Here is a 26341-nt window from a genome sequence, read left to right on the forward strand (position 1 = left end):
ATATCTCACCCCGATCGCAACGGAGAAGGCGACACAGGGGACAGGGCGGGGCGCTTGCACCCCTCCGCCATCGCCAGATAGGCGAGCACCAGCCCGCTCACGCAGGCCCAGACCGGCAGCGGCAAAGGCCCGAACCCCAGCCCGGCGGCCAGCGGCGACAGCGGCAGCGCGACGGCGAGCGCCAGGCCGCCCAACAGCAATCCCGCCATGACCGGATCGGGGCGGCTGCGCCAGAAGGGGCCGCGCGTGCGGATGACGAAGACGACCAGGATCTGCGTCGCCATGGATTCAATGAACCATCCGGTGCGAAAGGCGGCCGGATCGAGGTGGAACAGGTGGCGCATCGCTGCAAAGGTCAGGAGATCGAAAACCGACGATAACGGCGCCATGATCGCGGTGAAGCGGATCAGCGCGTGCATGTCCCAGCCTTGCGGTTGGCCGACATCGGCGGCATCGGTGCGGTCGAACGGCAACCCGGCCTGCGACAGGTCGTAGATCAGGTTGTTGAGCAGCACCTGAACCGGGGTCAGCGGCAGGAAGGGCAGCCACAGCGACGCCAGCGCCATCGTCACCATGTTGCCGACATTGGAGCTGGTCCCCATGCGGATATATTTCATGATATTGGCATAGGTCCGCCGTCCCTCCGCCACGCCCGCCGCGACCACCTCCAGATCGGGGGCCAGCAGGATCATGTCCGCGGCCTCGCGCGCAATGTCGGTCGCGCCGTCCACCGACAGGCCGACATCGGCGGCGCGGATCGCGGGGGCGTCGTTGATGCCGTCGCCCAGAAAGCCGACCGTATGGCCCCGCGCGATCAAAGCGCGGACGATCCGCGTCTTCTGGTCGGGCGAGACCCGCGCATACAGGTCGACCGTCCCGACCCGCGCCGCCAGCGCGGCATCGCTCAGCCCGGCGATCTCGTCCCCGCTCAGCAGCTCGGTGGCTTGAAGCCCCAGGGCCGCGACGACATGGCGCACGACCGCGGGGCTGTCGCCGGAGACGACCTTCACCCGCACCCCGGCCATGCCCAGATCGGCGATCGCGCGGCTCGCGCTGATCTTGGGCGGATCGGCGAAGGCGCAATAGCCGACCAGCGTGAACCCCGCCTCGTCGACGATCTCGTCCTGTCCGTCCGCGGCCTTGACGGCGATGGCCAGCAGCCTCAGCCCCGCTGCGTATCGCTCGGCCTCCAGCCGGGCCAGCCGCCCGCGCGCCGCATCGTCCAGCGGAAGGACCGCGCCGCCCTCCTCGAACGCGATGCATTGGGCCAGGACGCTTTCCGGCGCGCCCTTTACGATTTCCCAGCGCCGGCCATCCCGCTCGGCCAGCACCGACACCCGGCGCCGCTCGAAATCGAAGGGGCGCTCGTCAATGCGGGTCCAGCCGGTGATCGGCCCGCCGCCGTCCAGCAGTGCGGCGTCGAGCGGGCTCTTCAAGCCCGTCTCGAGCGCCGCGTTGACCACCGCCAGTTCGCGCACGCGCCCAGAGTCGATGCCGTCGATCGCCGGATGGGCGACCAGCGCGATCTTGGCCTCGGTCAGCGTGCCCGTCTTGTCGGTGCACAGCACGTCCATCGTGCCCAGGTCATGGATCGCCGACAGCCGCTTCACGATGACCCGGCTGGCCGCCATCCGTTCGGCACCCCGGGCCAGCGAGATGGTCATGATCATCGGCAGCAGCTCGGGCGTGAGCCCCACCGCCAGCGCCAGCGCGAAGAGGAAGGATTCCAGCGGCGGTCGGCCAAGCGCCAGATGCGTCGCCAGCACGAAGAGGACGAGGAACATCGTGACCCGCACGATCACCAGGCCGAACCGCCGCACCCTGCGCTCGAAGGCGGTCGCGGGCGTCACATCCTGCAAGGCGGTGGCGATGCCGCCGAACCGCGTCGCCCCGCCCGTCGCGACGACCAGCATGTCGCCGGTCCCCGACAGGACGGAACTGCCCTGGAACAGGGCATTGGTCGCATCCGCCATCGCGGCGGAGTCGACGCGACCGGCGGACTTCTCCACCGGGAAGGACTCGCCGGTGATGGCGGCCTGGTTGACCTGAAGTGCCTTGGCGGACAGCAGCAGTCCGTCGGCCGGGACCAGGTCGCCCGCCGCCAGCTGGACCACGTCGCCTCGCACCAGCCTGGCGACCGGTATTTCGCGCCACACGCCGTCTCGCCGCACGCGGGTGGTCAGCGCGATCGAGCGGCGCAATGCCTCGACCGAGGCGCGCGCCCGGTGCTCCTGTACCATGTCGAGCGCGATCGAGGCGGCCACGACCAGCGTGATGATGGCGAGGCTGGCCACGTCGCCGGTCAGGCCCGCCATCCCGGCCGCGACCAGCAGCACGAGGATCAGCGGGTTCGTCAGCCGGTGCGCCACATCGGCCAGGTCGCGACTGGGCCGATCGCCGATCGCATTGGCCCCTTCGGCCCGCAACCGCGCGGCGGCCTGCGCGTCGGTCAGCCCCGTCGGGCTTGCCCTCAGGCTCGTCAGCAACTCCTCGGGGCTGCTCGTCCAGAAACGCGCTGGCGCGCGCGGCGTCAGCACGGGGTCATCGCGCCCAGCAGTGCGGCGATCCCGACACGGGCGAAGGTCGCGAAGGAGTCGGCGACGCCGTACGGGATGTAGAGCATGTCGCGATGGACCAGGCCGCCGCAGCTATAGACGCTGTTGGGCACGAAGCCCGCCCAGTGATCGCTGTCCGCCGCGATCAGGGGGAAGGACAGACGGCCGAGCAGCCGCGTCGGATTGGCGCGATCGAGCAGGCAGGCGCCGATCGCATAGGATCGCATCGGGCCGACGCCATGGGTCAAGACCAGCCACCCCTCGGGCAGTTCGATCGGCGAACCGCAATTGCCCAGCTGGATCGCCTCCCACGGATAGGCCGGGGCAACGACGCGGATTCCCCCGTCCCATCGGCGAAGATCGTCCGAGGTCATCAGCCAGAGCGTCTCATGGTCCGGCCGCCCCAAGGCCGCGTAGAATTTTAAGATGCGACGCGGGAAGAGCGCCATGCCCTTGGTCGCCGCATAGGGGCCTTCGATCGGGTACAGGTCGAAGGTCCGGAAATCCCGGGTCGTCAGGATCTCCTGGCGTATCCCCTCGGTCCCGACGCCGGTCAGCGTGCCCAGATAGCGGCGATCCATGCCATCCTGGAAGGCGGTCATCCGCAGGTCCTCGATGCCGTGGCGATGCGCGCGGCTGGCGGGAAACAGCACGACGCCGGACAGGTCCTCGCCCGCCGCGCAGTCCAGGCGCAGGCCTTCGCCGTCGCGCGTGGTCACCGCCGCGTCGATCGGACTGGAGCCGGGGGGATCGACGAGGATATCGCCGCCTGGGCCGATGGATCCGGTGCGGAAGATGACCGAGGAGACATGGCCTTCGCCCACCGCGCGCAGCGACAGGATGAAGCGCAGCGTGTCCGCCGCCATGCCCGTTTGATCGGGATGGGCGATCATGCAGGGGTTGAACAGCGCCGCCGCCTCGAAGGCATATTCCTCCGTGAAGCATGCGCCGATCAGCCGTCGCCGATCGACACCCAGGCCGGTCAGCCCGGGATGGTCGGCGGCGATCTGGTCGAACCGGCGATCCAGCACCGCCTCGGCATCGTTGTGCCGGGCGATGACGGGGCGCAGAAGATCGGCACAGGTCGCGACGACCATCGCCTCGGGCATGGCCTGAACGCGGTCGATCACCGCGTCGCGATGCTCGCGGGCGGCATGGCCGGCGAGCGGGGTGTCGGCGGGCATGAACGGGCGGAGGACCGTGCGGCCCGGATCGGGGCGCAGCATGACCCGGAGATTCTCGACGGTCAGGGACACCAGCGCCACTCCGTGACCTCGGGCATGTCCTCGCCATGGTCCAGGATGTACCGGGCATGGCGGTCGAGCGCCTGGGTCATATGGTGCCGCGCCGCTTCGGTCCGTCCGGCGTGCCCCGGCAGCAGGTCGATCATGGCAATGGCCAGGCTATAGCGGTCCAGGCGATTGCGCACGACCATGTCGAACGGCGTCGTGGTCGTCCCTTCCTCCGTATAGCCCCGCACATGGATGTTGGCATGGCCGGTGCGCGGATAGACCAGCCGGTGGATCAGGTGCGGATAGCCGTGAAAGGCGAACAGGATCGGCCTGTCGGTCGTGAACAGCGCGTCGAAGGCGGCGTCGGACAGGCCGTGCGGATGGGCGCGGGGCGATTGCAACACCATGAGGTCGACGATGTTGACGACGCGCATCACGACATCCGGGCAGTGGCTTCGCAGCAGGGCGGTCGCGGCCAGCGCCTCCAGCGTCGGCACGTCGCCACAACAGGCGAGCACGATGTCCGGCGTCCTGCCGTCATTCTCGTTGCCCGCCCAGGGCCAGATCGCGGCCCCGGCCCGGCAATGCGCCTCCGCCGCGTCGGCATCCAGCCATTGCGGCATCGGGGCCTTGCCCGCGACGACGACGTTGATCCGGTCCCAGGTCTCGAAACAATGGCTCATCACCCGCAACAGGCAGTTGGCATCCGGGGGCAGGTAGACGCGCACCACATCGGCCTTCTTGTTGGCGACATGGTCGATGAAACCGGGGTCCTGATGGCTGAAGCCGTTATGATCCTGTTGCCAGACATGGCTCGACAGCAGGATGTTCAGCGACGCGATCGGATGCCGCCACGGCAGGCCGCGCGCGACCTTCAGCCATTTGGCATGCTGGTTGATCATCGAATCGACGATCGGGGCAAAGCCTTCGTAACAGGCGAACAAGCCATGGCGCCCGGTCAGGACATAGCCCTCCAGCCACCCTTCGCAGCAATGTTCGGACAGCATCTCCACCACCCGGCCGCCGGGCGCGAGATGCTCGTCATAGGGCATCGTCGCTTCCATCCAGGCGCGGGGCGTCACGTCCAGCACCGCCTCCAGTCGGTTGGAGACAGTTTCGTCGGGGCCGAACAGGCGGAAATTGCGCGTTGCCTCGGTGCGTCGCATGATCTCGGCCAGCCAATGGCCCAGCGCCCGCGTCGCCTCGCCGCGTACCGCGCCGGGGGCGGGCACCGCCAGCGCATGGTCGCGCCAGTCGGGCAGGGGCAGCGGCGTGCCGGACCGACCATCGGCATGAGGGCTGACCGACAGCGGCTCGGGCGGGGCGAGCGCGGTCAGGAGCGGGATCGGGCGCCCCTCGGCGTCGAAAAGTTCGTCGGGGCGATAGCTGCGCAGCCACGCCTCCAGCTGGGCGCGGTGCGCATCGTCCTGGCGAGCATTGGCGATCGGCACCTGATGGGCGCGCCAGAAATCCTCGACGCGCAGCCCGTCGACCTGACGCGGGCCGGTCCAGCCCTTCGGCGTGCGCAACAGGATGATCGGCCAGTCGGGCGGATGGGCGAAGCGGATTCCTTCCGCCCGCGCCTGATGCTGGATATGGTCGATATGGGCAAAGGCGGTGTTCAGCGCCGCCATCATCAGCCAGTGCATCGCGCGCGGCTGATCGCCCGACACCATGATCGGCCGATATCCCAGTCCCCGGAAAAAGGACTCGACCTGCGCATCGGACATGCGCCCCAATATGGTCGGGTTGGCGATCTTGTAGCCGTTCAGGTGGAGGATGGGCAGGACCGCGCCGTCGCGCTCGGGATCGAGAAAGGCGATCGAGTGCCATGCGGCGGCCAGCGGCCCGGTTTCCGCCTCGCCGTCGCCCACGACGCAGGCGACGGTCAATTCGGGATTGTCGAACGCCGCGCCGAAGGCGTGGGCCAGCGAATAGCCGAGCTCGCCGCCTTCATGGATTGATCCGGGCGTTTCCGGCCCGATATGGCTGGGCACGCCGCCGGGGAAGGAAAATTGCCGGAACAGGCGCTGCATCCCGATCGCGTCGCGCGACACTTCGGGGTAGGTGCGTTGGTAACCGCCGTCGAGCCACGCGCAGGCGAGCATGGCGGGACCGCCATGGCCGGGGCCACAGACGAACAGCATCGGCCGCGCATTATGCCGGAGAATGCGGTTGAGATGGGCGTGGATGAAGGTCAGCCCCGGCGTCGTGCCCCAATGGCCCAGCAGGCGCGGCTTGATGTCCTGCGGCAGCAGCGGTCGACGGAGCAACGGATTGTCGAGGAGATAGATTTGCCCGACCGCCAGGTAATTGGCCGCGCGCCACCAGGCGTCGATCGCGTCCAGTTCGCTGTCGATCCGGTCCGGTTCGGGCAGGCGGTACATGGTCACGCCGCCCCGGCGACCGATGCCCGGCGGCGACGCAGGATCATCGGGAGGATCAGCAGCGCGACGGCCACGGCACCGGCGAACAGCAGGACGACGGCCAGAGCCATGACGATCGCCCTGAGCAGGATCAAGGCGAATTGGGCGAGGGTGACGAACAGATGTATCATGACGGAAAGGCGTCCTGTGATGTCCGTGCATCCTATTGGCCGGTGCCGGGGCGCGGGATGCGGAATGCTACGTAGGGGAGGGCATCACGCGGCGATCCGGCCCGTCACGACGAGCAGGGCGGAGCGTCGGCACTCGACCTGTACCGGGCAGTGCCTGCACAGGGATCTGCGCAAGGCGGGCTGGCTGGCGCAGTGGCGCACGAGGATGGCCATCAGCGCCTTGTGCGCCGCCCGTGCCTCGAATGTCGTTGCACGCTGGGCAAAGCTGCGTTCCTGACGGGCACGCGCGCGGAACCATTCGATCATCACGGGTCTCCTTCCTCATGGCCCCGTGTGTCTACCCTGGCGCGGAGGAAGGGTATCGGTGGTTTTCCCGATGGGGAAATCTCAAGGCCGCAACAGGGCGGCTCCGTCGATGCGGCCGTCGCGAACGGCCTGGATGGCGCGATTGGCATCGCCCAGCGGGAAATGCGTGACGCGGGACGTCAGGCCCGAAGCGACGGCCATGGGCAGGAACGACAGGCCGTCCTCGCGGGTCAGGTTGGCGATCGAGCATATCTCGCGCTCGCCCCACAGATCGGCATAGGGAAAGTTCGGAATGTCGCTCATATGGATGCCCGCGCAGATTACCCGGCCTCCCTTGCGGACCGCCTGCAACGCCTTGGGGACCAGCGCCCCATCGGAGGCGAAGATCAGTGCGGCGTCCAGCGCCACGGGCGATGCCGTTTCGGAACTGCCCGCCCAGGCGCAGCCCAGTTCCCGCGCCAGCGCCTGTCGGGCCGTATCGCCGGGCCGCGTGAAGGCGAGAACCCGTCGACCCTGCCCGATGGCGAGCGGCGCGACGAGGTGCCCGGCCGCGCCGAAGCCGTATATGCCGATCGGGTCGGCCTGCCCGGCCCGTCGCAAGGCCCGCCAGCCGATCAGCCCGGCGCAGAGCAGGGGCGCGGCCTCGGCCATGGCGAGGGCGGGCGGCAGCGGCAGGCAATAGGCCGCTTCGGCGATGACATGGGCGGCGAAACCACCGTCGCGCGTCGCGCCCGTGGAACCCGGCTGGTCGCAGACATTTTCGCGTCCGCTCCGGCAATAGGGACAGGTGCCGCAGCTATGCCCCAGCCAGGCTATGCCGACCCAGTCGCCGCACGCCAGCGTGCCGGACGGACCGGGGCCGAGAGCGATCACCCGGCCGACGATCTCGTGGCCCGGCACGATGGGAAAACGGGCGGGGACCTCGCCATCGATGATGTGCAGGTCGGTCCGGCAGATGCCGCACGCGACGACCTGGACCAGGACCTCACCGGCCTTTGGCTGCGGGATGGGACGCTCGACACGCCGGAGCGGTTGCCCCGGCGCATCGAGGACCATCGCGATCATCGTCGCCATGGCCATGGGGTCAGCCCGCGTGGATTTCGATCCGTCGGCCGCGGGCGGATTCTCCTTCACCCTTGGGCACGGTGACCGTCAGCACGCCCTTGTCGAAACGCGCCTCGATCCCATCGTCCCTGGCGTCGAGGGGCAGGGGGACGTGCCGCTCGAAACTGCCATAGCGCCGTTCGCGCAGCAGGAAGCCGTCGTCGCGCCGCTCATCGTCCGACTTCTTCTCGCCCGAGATGACCAGGGCATGGTCGGTCACGGTGACGTTGACGTCCTTTTCGGTCAGGCCGGGCAGTTCCGCCGTCAGGTGATAGGCACCATCCTTTTCCAGCATGTCGATACGCGGCGAATGGAACGCCGACAGGCTGCCCAGGAAGAAGTCGCGCGAAGGGCGGCCGAGATCCTCGGCCATCCGATCGATCTCGCTGCGCAGCCAGGCGATCGGGCCGGACCGTGCGGGGGAGAGGGCGGCGGAAGGTGCGGTGGGGGTGTCGGGCATCGTCGTCTCCTGTGGAAAGCCGATGGTCGCGATACACCTCCGCCGATAGCGCGATGATTGGGAAATCTACGGATAGGCGCGTTGCCCGGTCTGGAGGATCGGAAGGGACCGCTCGTGGCGCAGCCTGTGCCACCGATCTCGCAGGATCACATCATGGCCGCCAGCACGCTTCGCCCGTTTCTCCGTCCCTCCGGCATCGCCGTGATCGGCGGATCGCAGCGTATCGGATCGGTGGGGCGCGCGCTGCTCGACAATATCCTGGCAGCAGGGTTTCCGGGGCAGGTCGTCGCGGTCAATCCGCATCCCGTCGGAATTTCGGGCGTGACCTGGGTCCAGGGCATTGCCGCCCTGACGTCGCCGCCCGATCTGGCGATCATCGCCTGTCCCGCACATGGTGTCGTCGAGGCGGTCGGCGCGCTCGGTCGGCTGGGCACCCGTGCGGCGGTGATCGTCTCCGGTGGCCTGACCGACGCCACGATGCGTGTCGAACTGCTGGCGGCGGCGCGGGCGCACGGCATGCGGCTGATCGGGCCGAACAGCATCGGCCTGCTCAGCCCCCCGGCACGCCTCGACGCCTCTTTCGCCTATGGCACCGCCAAGGCGGGAAGGCTGGCCTTTCTGTCGCAGAGCGGCGCACTGGTCGCGGCGATGCTAGACGCCGCCTCCGCGCGGGGGTTCGGCTTTTCCGGGGTCGTATCGATGGGCGACATGGTGGATGTCGATCTGGCCGACCTCATTGATCTCTATGTCGCCGATCCGACGACGGACGCGATCCTGATCCATGTCGAGGGCATCACCTCGGCCGCCCGCTTCCTGTCCGCTGCGCGCGCCGCCACGCTCATCAAGCCGGTCATCGTGCTGAAGGCCGGTCGCGCGCCCGGGGCCAGCCAGGCGGCCTTCTCGCACACTGGCGCGATCACCGGATCGGCGGAAGTGCATAGCAGCGCCTTTCGGCGCAGCGGGATCGTCGAGGTCGGGACGATGGCCGACCTGCTCGACGCCGCCCAGGTGCTGGGCCGTTATCATGCCATGGGGGGCGACCGGATCGCGGTCGTCACCAATGGCGGCGGTGCGGGCGTACTGGCCGCCGATGCGCTGGCCGCGACGGGGCTTTCGCTGGCCACGCTGTCTTCGGAAACCGTCGCCCGGCTCGGCTCCGGGTTGATGCCGGGGGCGCATTTCAATCCGGTCGATATCGGCGGTGATGCCCGGTCTCGGCGTATCGCCTTCGCGGTCGCCGCCGTGCTGGCCGATCCCGGCGTCGATGCCCTGATCGTGGCGCATTGCCCCACGGCGGTCGAACGGGCCGAGGTGATGGCGCAGGCTGTGGTCCGCGCGGCGAAAGGGGCGACACGGCCCGTCATCGCCTGCTGGCTGGGGCCTGCCGATGCCGCCGCGGCGAGGCCGGTCTTCGGCGAGGCGGGCATTCCGCTGTTCGAGACGGTCGAGGATGCGGTACGGGCGTGCGGCCATCTCCACCGGGCGGCGGCGGGGCGGGCGGCGGCCCTGCGCGCGTCGCCACGTCTCTCCATTCCCGATCATGACCGCGCCGCAGCGCAGAAGATCATCGCGGCTGCGCGGGCCGAGCAGCGGACCCGCCTGCACGGTTACGAAGCGCGCGCGATCCTGACGGCCTATGGCATACCGGTGGTGGCGGCCCATCGTGCCCTCACGCCCGACGCGGTGGAGCAGGCGTGCGATGGGCTGATCCCGCCCTATGTCGTCAAGATCGACTCGCCCGATCTGCCGCACAAGTCCGATGTTGGCGGCGTCGCGCGTCATTTGCCGAGCGCCGCCGCCGCCCGCGACGCCGCCCTCGCCATGGCGGCGCGTATCGCCCGCGAGCGGCCGGAGGCGCATCTGATCGGCTTCGACGTGGAGCCGATGGAGACGGAGCCGAACGGGATCGAACTGTTGGTCGGCGTGGCCGACGATCCTGTCTTCGGGCCGGTGCTCGCGGTAGGGGCGGGCGGCGCAGCGGTTCAGGTGCTGGACGATCATGCGGTGGAGCTGCCGCCGCTCGACGATCAGCTGGCGCGCGACATGATCGCGCGGACCCGGGTATCCGCGCTGCTCGCCGGATATCGCGACGTTCCGCCCGCCTGCATCGACGGCGTGGTCGCGGTGCTGGAGGCGGTGTCGACGATGGTCGCCGATCTGCCCGACCTGGCCGAGCTGGACATCAATCCCTTGCTGGTCGGGGCAAAGTGCGTGATCGCGCTCGACGTTCGGATGCGGATCACCGCCATGCCCGCGCGCGGCCGCATGGCGATCCGGCCGATGCCGGTCGAATGGGCGGCCGACCTGATAACGCGCGACGGAACCGCGCTGCATGTCCGCCCGGTTCGCGCCGACGACGAGGCGCTGCTGGCCGACCTGTTCCATCACGTATCGCCCGAGGATCTGCGCTTTCGCTTCCTGACCGGGCTGCGCGAGGTCGGGCGGGACCGGCTCGTCGCGATGACCCAGCTGGACTATGCGCGGGCGATGCACTTCCTGGCCTTTGTGGACAGCAGGCTGGTGGCCAGCGCGATGATCGTCGGTGACGCCGATCGCGCCCATGCCGAGGTCGCCCTGTCGGTCGATGCAGGCTTCAAGGGGCGGGGGATCAGCTGGACCCTGATGCAGCACGTCCTCGCCTATGCCCGTGCCGAGGGATACCAGACGATCGAGTCGATCGAAAGCCAGGGCAACCGCGCCGCCCTGTCGCTGGAAAAGGAAATGGGCTTCGCCACCGTTTCGAGTTCGGGGGGCGAGGAAGTGGTGCGTCGCTCGCTCGACGCCTGACCCGGTCAGCACAGCACGCGCCCGCCGCCGCCAGCCCCGGCACCAGCCTGCGCCGGGGGCGCGGGGGTGCCGGACCGGACCAGAACCATGTGCCACCCCTCCATGACGGCCAGATTGGAGAGAATCCGGGGGAGGCGCGCCGCAGTCCGTCCCTCCGGCTCTTCCGGGCGACCGGCCTATTGGTGGCCGGCGGGGCTTCCGATGCGGGATATTGCGTATGCCGCCGTCGTTGCCGGATCGGCATCTTGCGGTCTCGATCCATGAAGGGGGTGACGCGGAGATGCAGGGCGAGATCGGTCAACGGATTAGCCAGTTTCCGATGCTCCATCTGGTGGCGCAGGTCTATCGGCGGTTGAGCATCGCGATGGTGGTCGCCGCATCGGGCGCCGCGCTGGTCGGATATAACGAACGGGTCTGGAATGTCCTCGTCCGCCATACGGATGTCCAGCCATTCGGCTGGTTCGTCATGGTGCTGCCGCTGGCGATGCTTTTCGTCTTCGCCCCATCGGCCGAGCGCACGTCATTTGCTGCGGCCCGTCTGATGCTGCTGCTATGGTCGTTCGGCTGGTCGGTCGCGCTGACCGCGGTCGTCCGCCATCTGACCGGTATCGACATTCTGCCGGTCTTTATGGGGGCCGGAGCGGGCTTCGCGCTTGCTGGGCTGGGCGGTAATGCCGGGCAGGGGGCGCCGGACCGGCTGGGGATTTTCGCGACGAGCGGCGTGATCGCGGGGCTCGTCGCGCTGCTCTGGACGGTGATCGAGGGCGTGCCACCGCTGGATATGGTCGTCGGGGTCGGCGGGGCGCTGGCCCTGGCGGCACTGGTGGCGTTCGACATTCCGCGCATCGAGCGTCTGTATGAAGGCGGCATTCCCAACGAAGCCGCAAAGGAACGGATGGCGATGGTCGGCGCCCTGATCGTGGCGCTCGACGTGCTGGCCCTGCCATTGTCGGTCTTCCGGTTGCTTGGCCGCCGCCGCTAGGGCTGCTGGCCACCCGTCTCCAGCAGTCGCACCTTGCGGCCGGTTCCCGCTTCCGCCAGCGATTCCCGTACGACGAGCAACGTCGCGCCGGGTTTCAACAGGTCGCGCAGCGCCGCGCGGAATGCGTCGGGAAGATGCGCCTTTGCGCGGTCATCGTCGGACAGCTCGCGTTCCGCCCCGTCCGGTTCGCCGGGCAGTGGCACTCGCAACCAGTGCGCACCCGTCCGGTCGATGCTGTTCAGCAGATAGGCCGCATTGTCGCGGACGGGGGCGGTGAGGGTGATGGTCGCCCGTCCGATCTCTATCCCGTTGCGCAGGACCACGATGCGCCGATCCCGTTCGCTCACCACCAGCGAGACCGGACCGGAGGGTGATCGCGCCGGTTGCCAGGTATAATGCTGGGGCAAGGCGGCGGCGGGGGCCGGGCCTTCCTCCAGCGGTGTGGCGGACGGCAGGATGGTCGGGGCGTCGAGACGGTCGGAGACCATCACGCTGGCGCCGATCCGCGTCACGGAATAGAGCCACCGTGCGAACGCCTTGGGCAGTCTGATGCAGCCATGGCTGGCCGGATAGCCGGGCAGATCGCCGCCGTGCAGCGCAACCCCGTCCCAGGTCAGCCGCTGCATGAAGGGCATGGGCGCGGATGCATATTTGCTCGACCGGTGATCGGCATGCTTCTGAAGGATGGTGAACACGCCCGTCGGGGTGCGATGGCCGGGGCGCCCGCTGGAGATGGTGGTGACCGCGATCGGCACGCCGTTGCGATAGACCCATGCGCGCTGTGACGGCAGGCTGATGAAGATCGTGACCGGGCCGTCGGGGATCATCGACGGGGCGATCACGGCGTCACCCGGATTCAGGGGCACGGGTGACCCCGGCGTGATCTGGACCGCACCGATCAGCAGCAGCGCGAGCACCAGGCCCGTTCCACCCAGGGCCGTAGCCCGCCACCCGCCCCGGACCATGGCGCTGTTCAATGGGCGAGGAACACGGGCACCGGGCTCTTGTTCAGCATCGTCCGGGTCACGCCGCCGAACAGCGCCTCGATAAAGCGGGCATGGCCGAAGCCACCCATGACGAGATAGCCGAAGCCGCCCCGGCCCAGTGCCTCGATCAGGCGTTCCCCGGCCTCGCCGTGACGGCAGGTGCTGCGTTCGACAAGCGTCGGAATGCCGTGTCGGGAAAGATAGCTGGCGGCCTCTTCGGCCGGGGCGGCGATCGACCCGTCCTGCAGTTCGACCAGGACCACATGCCTGGTTTTCTGGAGCAGCGGTACGGCCGCGCGCATCGCGGCGGCGGCGCAGACCGATCCGTCCCAGGCGATCATCGCCGCATCCAGCGACAGCCGCTGGCACGAGGCGGGAACCGCCAGAACCGGCTTGCCCGACTGGACGACCAACTCGCTCGCGGTGCGGCGCATGTCGATCGTGGCGGGATCCTCCAGCCGTCGATTGACGATGATCAGGTCCGCCAGCGTGGCGGCCTGGCGCAACGTCTGCGCAGCGTCGCCGGTGACGTCGACCCAGTTCCAGCTGACATCCTCATGCTCCAGCCTGCTCTTCATCCGCGCGCGATTGGCCTCCTCGCGCGTCGATTCCTGCGTCAGGAGATCGACCATGACATAGGCGCTTTCATAGATGCCGGACGTCATGGGCGGGATATAGGTCAGGTCCAGGCACGTCAGATGCCCCTCCAGCGCCCGTGTCACGTCCAGAGCCACCTGATAGCGCGCCTCCTGGCCGCTATCATCATGCATGAGCGCAAGAATATTCTTCATGGCTGTGTCTCCGGAAGAATGGAATGTACGGGCTGGGGTAACCGGCCCGAGGACGGTGCGGCATTGCTATGTTTACGGACTTGACGTCACAGGGCGGCCAGCAGCGTCTGCTGCCGCAGGGGCTTTTCCAAGACGCTGTCGAACCCTTGCGCGCGCGCATCGGCCTCGATCGCGGCGGTATGGAAGCCGGTGATCAGGATCGACCGGCCCCGCCAACCGCGATTGCGCAGGCTGCGAAGGACGTCCAGTCCCGTCCCGTCGGGCAGGTTGAAGTCGGCGATCAGCAGATCGGCGGACTCGACATCCCCGCTCGTCAGCGCCGATGCGGCCCCGGCATAAGACCGCACGTCATAGCCGCGCCAGTGTAGCAGCAGCTGCAGAGAGCGCCGAACGCCCTCATCATCTTCGACCAGTAAAGCGCGGCGTACTGCCGACTCATTCTTGTTGATTGCCATCGTGACGCCACCTCCTCGTTCAAGGCTCTTGTGATGGCAGCCGGACGGCGCAGCGTCTTTACGTGAGATTACTGACATGCGCTGCAAGAGGTTGTTCTCGATCCATGCCCAGCCCTGCCGCGAAGGCGATGCGCAGGGCATCCGACAGGCTGTTGACGGCCAGCTTCGTCATCAGGTTCGCGCGGTGAACCTCGACCGTGCGGGGACTGATACCCAGGTCGAAGGCGATGGTCTTGTTGGGCAGGCCGCGCGCCAAACCGTCCAGCACATGCTGTTCGCGTGGCGTCAGGCTCGCCACCCTGATGCGCGCGTCGCGGGCATTGTCGGACAGCTCGGCCTTGTGGTCCAGGCGGCGAAATCCTGCGTCCAGTGCGGCCAGCAAGACGCTTTTCTGAAACGGTTTCTCGAGGAAGTCGACGGCGCCCGAGCGCATCGCATTCACCGCCGTCGTAATGTCGCCATGCCCGGTCAGGATGATCACGGGCATGGCGATGCCCCGTGCCGCCAGTTCGGATTGCACGGTCAGGCCGTCCATGTGCGGCATCCTGACGTCCAGCAGCACGCATCCGGGTGCCGCGGATCGGACCTGGGACAGAAAGGCGAGGCCGTTTTCCCAGCTTTCCACCGCGTAACCGGCTGTCTTCAACATGAAGGCTATCGACCGACGCATCGCGATTTCATCGTCGACGATATGAACAAGCCGTCTGTCAGCCATGGCTTTCCTCCGGTTCCCCGCTCCAGATCGTAAAGGTGAACACGGTGCCGCCGCCGACATTGGGCTGGGTCCAGATGCGCCCGCCATGCGCCTCGACGATGGTCCGCGAGATGGACAGGCCCAGGCCCAGACCGTCCGACTTGCTGGAATTGAACGCGTCGAACAGGCGCCCCATGATGGCGGGCGGGATGCCCGAGCCGGTGTCGGCGACCGCGATCGCGATCATATTTCCCTGCTGTCGTGTCGATGCCGTAATGTCGCGTATGTCGCTTTCCGCAATGGCCTCCACGGCATTGCGGAGCAGATTGACCAGAACCTGTTGGATCTGGACGCGATCGGCCAGCACGGTCCGCGCCTTGGCATCGAGGTGCGTGAAGAACCGGACGCCGCGCTCGGCCGTCCCGGACAAAGCCAGTCGGGCCGCCTCGTCGATCATGGCATGCACGTCGTGCAGGGCCTTGTCCGTCTCGCCCCGCGCCACGAAATCGCGGAGACGGCGGACGATCTGTCCGGCCCGGAACGTCTCCTGGGCGGCTTCCTCGACCGCGTCCCGCAGCAGCGGCGCGGCGGCTGCGCCGTCCTGATCCAGCAGGTCGCGTCCGGTTTCCAGATAGTTGGCGATCGCCGCCAGCGGCTGGTTTAGTTCGTGCGCCAGGGTGGACGCCATGGTGCCCATCGCGCTGAGCCGCGCCACATGGATCAATTCAGCCTGCAATTCCTTCATGCGCATCTCGGCGAGCTGCTGGACCGTCAGGTCGCGGATGAAGCCGGTGAAGATGTGGTGGATGCCCTCTCCGGCCTCGCCCACCGACAATTCCATCGGGAACTGGGTTCCGTCGCGACGCAGACCGGTGACGATGCGGCCGATCCCGATGATCCGGCGCTCGCCGGTCGCGTGATAGCGGGCGATATAGTCGTCATGCTGGTGGCGATAGGGCGCGGGCATCAGCACCTTGACGTTGCGCCCGATCATTTCCGCCTCGGTATAGCCGAAGAGCCGTTCGGCGGCGGAACTGAAGGACAGGATCATGCCATAGCGATCGATCACGACCATGGCATTGGGCACGGTCGTCAGGATCGAGCGGACATGCAACTCGCTCTGCTGCAACGCCTGGTCGCGTGCATGGCGGTTGGTCACGTCCGCGATGGTCAGGCCGAACCCGATCAAGGCGCCATGATCGTCCCGCAGGGCCACGATCGTGTTGGCGGCCAGAAACTCGGACCCGTCACGCCGGACGCGCCACGCCTCTTGATGCCAGGGCGAGGACCGCGAAGCCTGGTCCAGATCGCGGCGCAATTCCTTGTCGATGTCGCCATTCGGCTCGTAGAGCAGGGCGGCGGATCGGCCGATCAAGGTTTCCACCGGCCACCCCAATGTCGCCGCGACGCTTTGCGAACCGTTCAGGATGATCCCGTTCGTATCCAGCATCAGGATCACGATATCGCGCGACCCCTCGACGAACCGGGCCAGCAGGTCGGCGAGCGTCGGCTCCGTCCATCGATTCATCATGTTTCGCGTCCGACCCGGTTTTCGATCGAATTGATCCGGCCCACCATGGCGACGAAGAAGGCGGTCGACCATCCCAGAAGGATGATACCGCCCGCACCCTCTATGGCGCCGATCACCCGCCATGGGCGGGCGAGCACCACATCGCCATATCCGATCGTCGTGTAGGTCGCCGTCGAGAAATACAGGGCCGTCTCGAAATCGCCCAGCGCCCCGCAGGCGACATAGAACAGGGCATAGCCCCAGATTTCGGCCCCGTGCAGGATGAACAACCCGATCGCCGCCATCAGGACTGCCCACGCATCGTGCCGCCAGCCCTCGAGCCGCCGTCGCTGCCGGATGATCAGGAGCAGCGCCGACAGCCCCAGCAGATGCAGCAGCATCGACGCCAGCGTCATGGCGGTCGCGACAGCCAGTTGCATGGGGAGGGTCATGGCGTCGGGTTAGGCGGGGCGGGGACATCCGCCTATTAGGGCAATCCCGTAGATCAGGAGCGTTCATACCGTGGATCTTCGACCGCAGCGGGCAGGGCCAGCTTGGCATGAACCTGACGCCGATGCGCCTCGCTCAACAGGGTCGCGCTGATCCGCCGCGCGCATTCGCCGGTGTGGTAAAGACACTCGGCCGCATAGCTGGGCAGCAGCGGGGTGACGATCGAGTCGAAATGCTCATGCTCGCAACCCGCCAGGGAAAAGATCGACTCGATATAGGTGTCGAACGCGGCCTTCAGCCCGTACCACTGCCCCTTCGCGGACAGCCATGGCAGGGTCGCGCCGGAGGTGGTGAAGAGCAGGAGATGCTTGCCCGCCAGCATCTGGTACGGTTCGTCATGGCGAAGGGCGCGCGACCCCAGCCTGGCCCCCAGCACACGATCCACATAGCCGACGATCGCGGCCGGGGGCATGCCGAACCATATGGGAAAGACGAGGACGATGACGCTCGCCTTCTCGACCAGCGCGACTTCGCGCCGGACGTCGTCGGACAGGGCGAAGTCCGGGGCGTCGGGGCGTTCATGGGCGCGCAGCAGCGGGTCGAAGCCGGTGGCGTAGAGGTCATGCTCGGTCACGCTCTGGCCATTGGCGCGCACCGCCTCGGCATAGGCATGGGCGATGGCGTGGCTGAATCCGGTGGGGGAGGGGTGACCGATCACCACCAGATGATCGATCGCGGTGGGGCGGGCGTCGAGGGCGGCCATGGGCGCGGCGTCGGACATGATGGATTATCTCCTTCACCCCGAGTCTGATCGCAGCGTGGCGTGTACGCGATACGGTATTTCCCGGATGGGCTAGGTATGATTGCGGATGGCGACGTCCGGGATGGATTGCGACGACCATGGCCGTCACAGTCGTCGCAAAGGCCCGGCCATGCCCGATCTTCCATCCGTGCCACGTCATCTGGTCATCTGTTCCCATCCGTCGCCCCATGGCTTTGGCCACAAGGTGCTGGACACCTATGTCCGCACGGTCGAGGCGCAGGGGCAGGACGTCACGGTGCGCGATCTCTATGCGATGGGGTTCGATCCGGTCCTGCGTCCCGAGGAGCATCCCAGGGCGGGACCATGGCTTCCGTCGCCGGACGTGGCGGCGGAATGCGACCTGATCCGGCCGGCGAGCATCGTCGTGCTCATCTATCCCATCTGGTACGGCCTGCCGCCCGCGATGCTCAAAGGCTATGTCGAGCGGGTGCTGGGGGCGGGGCTTTCCTATGGGCAGCTGCACGACCGGATCGGGCAACCGTTCCTGATCGGCAAGTCGCTCTTGTCCTTCAGCACGTCCGCCCTGCCGCTCGCCTGGCTCGACCAGCAGGGACAGCTCTTTGCGCTGCGGGAGATTTTCGACGTCTATCTGTGGCGCGGCTTCGGCATGGCGCGCAGCGAGCATATCATGCTCGACGGCATCATCCCCGGCATGAGCAGCCACGAGGCGGAGGGGCATCTGCGCCAGGTGCGCGAGACGGCGGAGCAGACCTGCGCCAGGCTCGCGGGCTTTCCACCAGCGTCCGTTCCGTTCGAGGCATGATCCGACCGCGCTGCGCCGTGCTGCTGGTCGCGGCGGCGGGATGGGCGCAGGGCGGGTGCGTGCCGACCCTCGCCTATGCGCCGGAGGGTGCGGGCGGATCGGCGGGATATTACGAACAGTATCTGACAGCGAAGCAATATCGGATCGGCTATTCGGCGCCAGCCGACGCACCGATCAAGGAGGTGGAGCGCCTCCTTCTGCGCCGCATAGCCGAATCGACGCTTCTCCACGGCTATTCCCGGTTTTCGCTGGCGGACCGGCGGATCGACCGGAATGTCTATATTCTGTACGGGGCGGACGGCGTGCGCGCGGAGTATCGCGGCGATTTCACACGGTGGCATCGCTATTGGCGTTGGTATTGCCTGGCCCGCCGATGGAAGGGCTGCCATGACGATCCGCTCTGGCTGTCGCCGAAGCCGCCGGTCCGGCGGATGGCCCTGTCATACGTGGTCACCTTCCATCATCAGGATGAGGCGCGCTGGGATGCGCTCGATGCCGAGTTCGTGCTGGGGCAGCTTGGTCTTCCCGTGCCGCAGGTCGCGCCCTGACCCCATCCGGATCATTACGGATATTCGGTGCCGATGCCGCGGCTTATAAGGAGGGCGCTGGAACGGAGCGACGTATTGTTTTGGGTCGAACGCGCAAGCCTAGACCCTGGTCCGATACGACGCGATGATAGGCTGGCAAAGGCTCGCGGCGTCTCCGAAAACATCACCCGCACCGGTGATCGACCACGGAGGCGCCGCAGTTTGTCCGGTGGTGTCTTGTCGCCCGGAACGCGGTAAGGCCCGGCGCAAGAAGCGGTCGTGGCACGGGTTTCCTAAAACCCGCCCTATTCCGCGACTTCCTTCAATGTTTCCTGTCGATCGATCGCGGGAAGATCACCGAAATGCGCCTCGTATAGACCTTGTAGGGCTTCGGGACGGGCCAGCTGCGTGCCCGGCTCGATCAGGGCGGCCGCGCCCGCCGTGACACCGAAGCGCAGGGCGGTGACCAATGTCCAGCCGCGCGTGAGCGCGACGACGACAGCCGCCACCATGGTGTCGCCTGCGCCGACCTTGGTTCGTGCCACGATCGGGATGGCACGGCATCGATCGACGCCTTGCCGGGTTACCACCATGGCACCCCGGTCGCCGAGCGAGACGAGCAGGACTTCGGCGAACCCCTGGTCGATCAGGAGCCTGGCGGCTTGTTCTTCGTCCGCCTCCGACAGGAGCGATCGGCCTGCAAGCTGGGCGAGTTCATCGGCATTGGGCTTCAGCAGGAACGCGTGACAGGTCCGCGCCTGCTGCAATCCCTCGCCCGATGTGTCGAGGACCAGGCGGCAGTCATGTGCCCGACAGAGGTCCGCGATACGCGGCAGCAGGTTGGGGGCCACATCGGCGGGCAGGCTGCCGCTGACCACGACATAGCGCGCCGACGGGGCCAGCCGCGCCAATTCGTCGATGCAGCTCTGCTGATCGACCGCGCGCAGCGGCGGTCCGGGCAGCACGAAGCGATATTGCGCGCCCGAACGACGATCCACGATCGACAGGTTCTCGCGGGTCGCGCCGGCCGTGAGGATGCGCAGGAACGGCGTGCCGGTCGCCGTCACCAGCGCAGCCAGATGGTCGCCGGTCAGGCCGCCCGCCGGGAACAGCGCCACCACCGCTTCGCCCAGGGCATGGGCCATCCGCGCGACGTTGATCCCGCCGCCGCCGGGATCGTATCGCGGCGGATCGCAGCGCAATTTCTCGTCGGCCAGGATCATCGCGGTCGCCGTGCTGCAATCCAGCGCGGGATTGAAGGTCAGGGTGATGATATCCGGCATGTCACGCCGCCGCCTGAGCGGTCGCTTCGGCCGCGGCCACCGCCCTGAGCGTGGTGACGAAGCTGTCGGGATTGAGCGACAGCGAGTCGATGCCCTGCGCCACGAGGAAGGCGGCGAAATCGGGATGGTCGCTGGGCGCCTGGCCGCAGATGCCGACCGATGCACCGCTGCGATGCGCACGGGCGATGACGTCGGCGATGGCCCGCCGCACCGCCGCGTCACGCTCGTCGAACAGCGGCGCGAGCAGGTCGGAATCGCGATCGATACCGAGGATCAACTGGGTGAGGTCGTTGGAGCCGATCGAGAAGCCATCGAAACGGCGCGCGAATTCCTCGGCCAGGATGACGTTCGACGGCACCTCGCACATCATCCAGATGCGAAGCTCGCGCGCACCGCGTCGCAACCCGTGATGCGCCATCTCGGCCAGCACCTTGTCGGCCTCGGCCGGGGTGCGGCAGAAGGGGACCATCACCGCGATATTGGTCAGCCCCATCTCGTCGCGCGCCCGGCGGATCGCCCGGCATTCCAGCGCGAAGGCCTCGCGATACTCGGGGTGATAATAGCGCGAGGCGCCGCGAAAGCCGATCATCGGGTTGTTCTCGACCGGTTCGAAGTCCCGGCCGCCGATCAGATGCGCATATTCGTTGCTCTTGAAATCGCTCAACCGCACGATCGCGGGATGCGGGTGGAAGACGGCGGCGATCCGCGCCAGCCCCTCGGCCAGCCGCTCGACGAAAAAGTCGGCCGGATCGGAGTATCCCCGCACCATCCTGGCGATCTGCGCGCGGTCACGGGGGGACGTGACGGCGTCGGGCCGGACGAGCGCCATCGGATGAATGCGGATCAGGTCGGCGATGATGAACTCCATCCGCGCAAGGCCCACGCCCTGCGCCGGAAGACGCCACCAGCGCATGGCCCCCGACGGATCGGCGAGATTGACCATCAATCGGGTCCGCGTGCCGGGAAGATCCCCCAGCGTCACCTCGTCCCGCACGAAGGGGACGATGCCCGAATAGACCGCACCGCGATCACCCTGCGCGCAGGACAAAGTGATCGCCTCGCCATCATTCAGCCGCGTGGTGCCGTCGCCGGTGCCGACGACGGCGGGCAGCCCCAGTTCGCGTGCGACGATCGCGGCATGGCTGGTCGGGCCGCCATGGTCGGTGACGATGCCCGCCGCGCGCCGCATGGCGGGCATCCAGTCGGGATCGGTGCTGCCGGTGACGAGGATCGCGCCGCGTGGAAAGCGGGCGAGGTCGCGGGGATCGCGGATGATGCAGGCCGCGCCGCTCGCGATTCCCTCGCCCACCGCCGCGCCGGACAGGATCGGGTCCGCAGGTGCGGTCAGCCGCCATGTCGCCATCATCGCGCCGCTCTTGCGCGACTGGACCGTTTCGGGGCGGGCCTGAACCAGGAACAACGCGCCGCTTTCGCCGTCCTTGGCCCATTCCAGGTCCATGGGGCAGCCATAATGTGCCTCGACCGCGACCGCCCAGCGCGCGAGTTGCAGGATCTCCGCATCACTCAGCACGAAACAGGCCTGCTCGGCCGGGGGCACGCGCCGGGTGATCGTGCCGCCATGGCGACCATGGATCAGCCGGACCGCCTTTCCGCCCAGCCGCCGGTCGATGATCGCACGGCATCCCGCCTTGGCCAGCGAGGGCTTGAAGACTTGATAGCTGTCGGGCTCGACCTGTCCCTGCACGACCGTCTCGCCCAGGCCCCAGGCGGCGCTGATCGTCACGACGCGTGGGAAACCCGTCTCGGTATCAAGCGTGAAGATGACCCCCGCACCCGCCAGATCGGAGCGGACCATCGCCTGCACGCCGATCGACAGCGCGACAGCCATATGGTCGAAGCCCTTCGCCTCGCGATAGGCGATGGCGCGCGCGGTGAAGAGCGAGGCATAGCAATGGCGACACGCATCGAGCAGAGCGGCGTCGCCGACGATGTTCAGGAACGTTTCCTGCTGTCCGGCAAAGCTCGCGTCAGGCAGATCCTCGGCTGTCGCGCTGGAGCGGACGGCGACCGCCGCCTGCGCCTTGCCGGTCCGCCTGGACAATTCGGCATAGCCCGCGACGATCGCCTGACACAGCGGCGCGGGGAGGGGTGCCTTCAGGATCAGGCGGCGTATCTGCTGTGCCGCCAGGGCCAGCGGCACGGTGCCGGCGCGGAGCGCGGCAAGGCGCTTGCGGATCGCCGCCTCGATCCCGGCGGCGGCCAGGAAGCTCCTATAGGCCGCAGCCGTCGTCGCGAAGCCATCGGGCACCGCGATCCCGCTGCCCTTCATCGCCCCGATCATTTCGCCGAGTGACGCGTTCTTGCCCCCGACCTGGCCGACATCGCCACGGCGCAGTTCTTTGAACCAGATGATGTCGTGCTTGGTCATGGCCGGATCGCCACCTTCAGCACGCCATCGCGCTGATGGGCGAACAGCTCATAGGCGCTCTCGATCCGGTCGAGCGGGAAATGATGGGTGACGAGCGCGCCGGTGTCGACGCGCCCGCCCGCCACCATGGCCATCAACCGCCGCATCCTCTCCTTGCCGCCGGGACACAAAGTGGTGCGGATCACATGGTCGCCGAGCCCTGCTGCTAAGGCCTGCAGCGGAATCGTCAGATCCTGGGCATAGACGCCCAGCGACGACAGGGTGCCTCCGGGACGCAAGACCTTGAGCGCCCACGCAAAGGTCTCCGCTTTGCCCAGCGCCTCGATTGCGACGTCCACGCCCCGGCCTCCGGTCAGCCGGTCGATGGCCGCTACCGGGTCCTCGCGGGTGAAATCGACGACCTCGTCCGCGCCCATGCGCCGCGACACCGCGACGCGCTCGGGCACCGATTCCACCGCGATGATCCGCGCCGCACCAATCAGGCGCGCGCCCGCCGTCGCGCATAGCCCGATCGGGCCTTGCGCGAATATCGCGACCGTGTCGCCGATGCGGATGCGCCCCGCCTCCGCGCCGCCAAAGCCGGTCGACAGGATATCGGGGCACATCAGGACCTGCTCGTCGGTCAGTCCGTCGGGGATCGGCGCCAGATTGGCCATCGCGTCGGGAACCAGCAGATAATCCGCCTGCGCGCCGTCGATCGTGTTGCCGAAGCGCCAGCCGCCCATCGCCTTCCAGCCATGGGCCGTGCCCGCACCGCATTGCGCGCCGCAGCCGGACAGGCTGGCATTGTCCCAACCCGCCGGGGTGATGGCACCGGCAATGACCCGCTGGCCCTCGGTAAAGCCGGTCACGGCCGATCCCAGCTTCTCGATGACGCCGACCGGCTCGTGGCCGATGGTCAGCCCGCTGGCGACGGGATATTCGCCCTTCAGGATATGGATGTCGGTGCCGCAGATCGTCGTCGTGGTGATCCGGATCAGCGCATCGCGCGGCACCGGCTTTTCACCCAGGATGATCCGTCCGGGTTCGATGAAGATCGTCGCGCGCATCGTCTCTGGCATGGCCTTCTCCTTCGCCTTCGCCGATCTTCTATTCCCGGCATCCCCGACGTGGCTGTACGGGAAGATACGAAGCGCGGGCGCTCATCGCCCCGCCCGTGGCCAGGCGCGGTTGGTCGCCGGCAACAGCAGGACCAGGGCCAGGCCGCCCGCCAGGACGACGAGCCATTGCGACGGGCCGGGGCGGTCGAAGGCCAGGATCGTTCGCAGGTCCGTCATGGTCAGGATCGTCGTCAGGACAAGGGCGATGCCCAGGAGGACGAAACGGAACGCCCGGTTCCCCCGGCGCAGCGTCGGGATCAGGCCATTCCTGCCCGCCCGGTCGGCGACGACCAAGGCCAGAATTCCCGCCACCAGCAGAAGGAACACGGTGACGCGCACCGCCCCGCCGCTCCAGCCGTCATGGGGCAGGGTAATGGCCAGTGTCGCCAGCAGTCCCAGGACGATCCCGCCCTGAAGCAGACTTCGGACGACCATGTCCCACGATACCAGTCGCATCTCGGGCGAGCGGGGCGGCCTGGTCATCGCGGCCTCGTCACTGGCTTCGGATTCGAACACCAGGGTGCAGACGGGATCGATGATCAACTCGAACAGCGCGATATGGATCGGGCCGAACAGGATCGGCGTCCCGGTCAGCAGCGGCAGCAGCGCCAACCCGGCGATCGGCATATGGACGCTGATGATGAAGGCGATGGCCTTGCGCAGATTGGCATATTCGCGGCGTCCCAGCCGAATGGCCGCGACGATCGCAGGGAAGTTGTCATTTAGCAGGACGAGCGCCGCCGCCTCGCGCGCGACATCGGTGCCGCGCTGTCCCATGGCAATGCCGATATGCGCGGCCTTGAGCGCCGGGGCGTCGTTGACGCCGTCGCCGGTCATCGCCACCACCTCTCCGGCGGCCTTCAGCGCCTCGACGATGCGCAGCTTCTGGACCGGCATGATCCGGGCGCAGACCGATGTTTCCCGCAGGCGCGCGACGAGCGCGGCGTCGTCCAGCCGTTCGATCTCGGCACCGGTGACCGGCTCGCCGGCGTCCAGCCCCGCGTCGCGCGCGATCGCCCTTGCCGTGCCGGGATGGTCGCCCGTCATCATCACCGTCCGCACGCCGGCTGCGCGACACTCGGCGATGGCGGCAGGCACGTCGGGACGCAGCGGATCGGCCAAGGCGACCAGCCCCTTGAAGCGGAACGGCAATTCGCCCTGCGTTCCCGGCAGGCGTTCGTCCGGCACCTCGGCTTCCGCGATGCCCAGCACCCGCCCACCGCGCGCCGTCATCATCTGCATCGCCGCCTCCATCGCGCTCCGCTCGGCCGGGGCGAGGTCGCACAGCGCCGCGATCGCCTCCGGCGCCCCCTTCGCCGCGACGAGCAGCGTTTGCCCGATCCCGCGAGACCAGACGTTCGACATCGCCAGCAGCTCGGGCGTCAGGGGAAAGCTGTGCCGCAGGGTCCATTGGCCCTGCTCGACGGACAGGGTGGCGGCATCGTCGATCGCGATTTCCATCGGATCCTTGCCGATCGCGGGACTGGCGAGCAGGGCCAGGCTCAGCACCTCGTCGGCATTCTTCGCCCCGGTCGACGGCATGAGCCATTCGCCTGCCGGTCGCCACCATCCGACCAGTTTCATCCGGTTTTCGGTCAGCGTCCCCGTCTTGTCGACGCACAGGATCGTCGCGGCCCCCAAGGCCTCGATCGCCATGGCCTGCCGGGTCAGCACCCCCGCCCGCGCCAGCCGCCAGGCCCCCATCGTCAGGAAAACGGTCAGGACGACCGGAAACTCCTCGGGCAGGAGCGCCATGCCCAGCGCGATGCCCGCCAGCACGGCTTCCAGCCAGCTTCCCCGCAGCAGGCCGAATAGCAGTGTGACCAGGCCGACCATCAGGATGGCGCCGATGGCGGCCACGCGGACGATCCCGTGGATTTCGGTGCGCAATCGCGGTGCCTCGGTGTCGAGCGCGGCGAGCGCCTGTCCGATCCGGCCCATCTGCGTACGCGGTCCGGTCAGGACCACTCGTGCGATCCCGCGCCCGCGCGTGATCAGCGTCCCGGCATAGATCAGCGGCATGTCGTCGCCCCCGGGCGGCGCGGTCACGCTGTCCCCCGGTTGCAGCGTCCGCTTGCGGACGGGCAGCGATTCGCCGGTCAGCAGCGACTCATCGCTCTCCAGCTCGGACGCATTCAGAAGCATGGCGTCGGCGACCACCCGGTCACCCTGTTCGACGACCAGGATATCCTCGGGCACGACCTCCCATCCGGCGATCCGCCTTGGCGTTCCATCACGCAGGACCATCGCTCGCGGCGCCGCCATGTCGCGCAGGGCCTCCAGCGCGCGTTCGGTTCGAGCCTCCTGCACGATGGTCAGCACGATCGAAAGACAGGCGAAGCAGAGCAGCACCAGCGCCTCGACCGAAGAGCCCAGCATCAGATAGGCGAGGCCGCCGACCAGCAGTAACGAGAGCATCGGTTCGCGCAGCACGTCCAGGATGATGTGCACCATGGTCCGCCGCCGCCCGGACGGCAGCCGGTTCGCGCCATCCCGGGCCAGTCGCCGCGCCGCCTCCTCGCTACTCAGGCCATGGACGGACGGATGGGGGGGCATGTCGGATGGGGGTGTTTCCGTGTGAGGCGAT

Annotated in this window: 22 protein-coding genes; 4 read left to right on the forward strand and 18 right to left on the reverse strand. The window is 67.9% G+C overall.

Annotation, left to right across the window (positions count from 1 at the left end; translation table 11 throughout):
• Nucleotides 1-5 precede the first annotated feature (5 nt).
• The 7 genes from mgtA to BSZ14_RS05260 all read right to left on the reverse strand — a co-directional run bounded on the left by mgtA (nt 6) and on the right by BSZ14_RS05260 (nt 8214).
• Nucleotides 6-2537, reverse strand: coding sequence for a magnesium-translocating P-type ATPase (gene mgtA, locus BSZ14_RS05235; RefSeq protein ID WP_076710107.1), 2532 nt, complete (start codon nt 2535-2537; stop codon nt 6-8).
• Complete coding sequence (locus BSZ14_RS05240) at nt 2531-3811, reverse strand: glycoside hydrolase family 130 protein (RefSeq protein ID WP_241823645.1); 1281 nt, start codon at nt 3809-3811, stop codon at nt 2531-2533. Before BSZ14_RS05240 ends, mgtA begins: the two co-directional genes overlap by 7 nt.
• Nucleotides 3802-6174, reverse strand: coding sequence for a phosphoketolase family protein (locus BSZ14_RS05245; protein WP_076710108.1), 2373 nt, complete (start codon nt 6172-6174; stop codon nt 3802-3804). Before BSZ14_RS05245 ends, BSZ14_RS05240 begins: the two co-directional genes overlap by 10 nt.
• A gap of 2 nt (nt 6175-6176) precedes the next feature.
• Nucleotides 6177-6344 carry a hypothetical protein gene (locus BSZ14_RS19600; RefSeq protein ID WP_158069180.1) on the reverse strand — a complete coding sequence of 56 codons (168 nt, stop codon included), beginning with the start codon at nt 6342-6344 and terminating at the stop codon, nt 6177-6179.
• Between the two features lie 84 nt (nt 6345-6428).
• Nucleotides 6429-6650 (reverse strand): hypothetical protein, encoded by a 222-nt coding sequence (locus BSZ14_RS05250; protein WP_076710109.1) that lies wholly within the window; start codon nt 6648-6650, stop codon nt 6429-6431.
• An 81-nt stretch (nt 6651-6731) separates the two neighbouring features.
• Entirely contained in the window at nt 6732-7724 is a 993-nt protein-coding gene (locus BSZ14_RS05255; RefSeq protein WP_076710160.1) for a zinc-dependent alcohol dehydrogenase family protein, read from the reverse strand.
• Between the two features lie 10 nt (nt 7725-7734).
• Nucleotides 7735-8214, reverse strand: coding sequence for an Hsp20/alpha crystallin family protein (locus BSZ14_RS05260; RefSeq protein ID WP_042487920.1), 480 nt, complete (start codon nt 8212-8214; stop codon nt 7735-7737).
• Nucleotides 8215-8367: 153 nt separating this feature from the next.
• Here BSZ14_RS05260 and BSZ14_RS05265 point away from each other — a divergent pair, with 153 nt between their 5' ends.
• Together BSZ14_RS05265 and BSZ14_RS05270 are read left to right on the forward strand one after the other, a co-directional pair.
• Entirely contained in the window at nt 8368-11001 is a 2634-nt protein-coding gene (locus tag BSZ14_RS05265) for a bifunctional acetate--CoA ligase family protein/GNAT family N-acetyltransferase (RefSeq protein WP_076710161.1), read from the forward strand.
• 217 nt (nt 11002-11218) lie between these two features.
• Nucleotides 11219-11983: a Bax inhibitor-1 family protein gene (locus BSZ14_RS05270; RefSeq protein WP_076710110.1), complete on the forward strand. Its 765-nt coding sequence runs from the start codon at nt 11219-11221 to the stop codon at nt 11981-11983.
• On the opposite strand, the gene BSZ14_RS05275 is transcribed toward BSZ14_RS05270, so the two are convergent.
• The 7 genes from BSZ14_RS05275 to BSZ14_RS05305 form a co-directional block, all read right to left on the reverse strand.
• On the reverse strand, nt 11980-12900 hold the full coding sequence (locus BSZ14_RS05275) for a L,D-transpeptidase family protein (protein WP_241823646.1): 921 nt from the start codon (nt 12898-12900) through the stop codon (nt 11980-11982). The genes BSZ14_RS05270 and BSZ14_RS05275 overlap by 4 nt on opposite strands.
• A gap of 56 nt (nt 12901-12956) precedes the next feature.
• Nucleotides 12957-13760 (reverse strand): universal stress protein, encoded by an 804-nt coding sequence (locus BSZ14_RS05280; protein WP_076710111.1) that lies wholly within the window; start codon nt 13758-13760, stop codon nt 12957-12959.
• A gap of 86 nt (nt 13761-13846) precedes the next feature.
• Nucleotides 13847-14215 (reverse strand): response regulator, encoded by a 369-nt coding sequence (locus BSZ14_RS05285; RefSeq protein ID WP_076710112.1) that lies wholly within the window; start codon nt 14213-14215, stop codon nt 13847-13849.
• 58 nt (nt 14216-14273) lie between these two features.
• A complete protein-coding gene (locus tag BSZ14_RS05290; RefSeq protein WP_076710113.1) occupies nt 14274-14930 on the reverse strand; it encodes a response regulator transcription factor in 657 nt (218 codons plus the stop codon).
• Nucleotides 14923-16437, reverse strand: coding sequence for a PAS domain-containing sensor histidine kinase (locus BSZ14_RS05295; RefSeq protein ID WP_076710163.1), 1515 nt, complete (start codon nt 16435-16437; stop codon nt 14923-14925). Before BSZ14_RS05295 ends, BSZ14_RS05290 begins: the two co-directional genes overlap by 8 nt.
• Entirely contained in the window at nt 16437-16871 is a 435-nt protein-coding gene (locus BSZ14_RS05300) for a potassium channel family protein (protein WP_042487937.1), read from the reverse strand. Before BSZ14_RS05300 ends, BSZ14_RS05295 begins: the two co-directional genes overlap by 1 nt.
• Nucleotides 16872-16924: 53 nt before the next feature.
• The gene (locus BSZ14_RS05305; protein WP_083748121.1) at nt 16925-17650 is read right to left on the reverse strand and encodes an NAD(P)H-dependent oxidoreductase; all 726 of its coding nucleotides are present in this window, start codon (nt 17648-17650) and stop codon (nt 16925-16927) included.
• Nucleotides 17651-17819: 169 nt separating this feature from the next.
• Between BSZ14_RS05305 and BSZ14_RS05310 the strand changes: the two genes are divergently transcribed.
• Together BSZ14_RS05310 and BSZ14_RS05315 are read left to right on the forward strand one after the other, a co-directional pair.
• The gene (locus BSZ14_RS05310) at nt 17820-18455 is read left to right on the forward strand and encodes an NAD(P)H-dependent oxidoreductase (protein WP_206744329.1); all 636 of its coding nucleotides are present in this window, start codon (nt 17820-17822) and stop codon (nt 18453-18455) included.
• Nucleotides 18452-19003: a CC0125/CC1285 family lipoprotein gene (locus BSZ14_RS05315; protein ID WP_076710114.1), complete on the forward strand. Its 552-nt coding sequence runs from the start codon at nt 18452-18454 to the stop codon at nt 19001-19003. Before BSZ14_RS05310 ends, BSZ14_RS05315 begins: the two co-directional genes overlap by 4 nt.
• 284 nt (nt 19004-19287) lie before the next feature.
• Here the strand turns inward: BSZ14_RS05315 and BSZ14_RS05320 are convergent, their stop codons facing one another.
• The 4 genes from BSZ14_RS05320 to BSZ14_RS05335 all read right to left on the reverse strand — a co-directional run bounded on the left by BSZ14_RS05320 (nt 19288) and on the right by BSZ14_RS05335 (nt 26310).
• Nucleotides 19288-20265 (reverse strand): 1-phosphofructokinase family hexose kinase, encoded by a 978-nt coding sequence (locus tag BSZ14_RS05320; protein WP_076710115.1) that lies wholly within the window; start codon nt 20263-20265, stop codon nt 19288-19290.
• 1 nt (nt 20266) lies between these two features.
• The gene (ppsA, locus tag BSZ14_RS05325; RefSeq protein WP_076710116.1) at nt 20267-22654 is read right to left on the reverse strand and encodes a phosphoenolpyruvate synthase; all 2388 of its coding nucleotides are present in this window, start codon (nt 22652-22654) and stop codon (nt 20267-20269) included.
• Entirely contained in the window at nt 22651-23715 is a 1065-nt protein-coding gene (locus tag BSZ14_RS05330) for a zinc-binding dehydrogenase (protein WP_076710117.1), read from the reverse strand. The genes ppsA and BSZ14_RS05330 overlap by 4 nt, the downstream gene beginning before the upstream one ends.
• Nucleotides 23716-23796: 81 nt before the next feature.
• Nucleotides 23797-26310 carry a cation-translocating P-type ATPase gene (locus BSZ14_RS05335; RefSeq protein WP_076710118.1) on the reverse strand — a complete coding sequence of 838 codons (2514 nt, stop codon included), beginning with the start codon at nt 26308-26310 and terminating at the stop codon, nt 23797-23799.
• Nucleotides 26311-26341: the final 31 nt, after the last annotated feature.

This window comes from Sphingomonas sp. Sph1(2015), from assembly GCF_001970915.1.
Lineage (GTDB): Bacteria > Pseudomonadota > Alphaproteobacteria > Sphingomonadales > Sphingomonadaceae > Sphingomonas > Sphingomonas parapaucimobilis.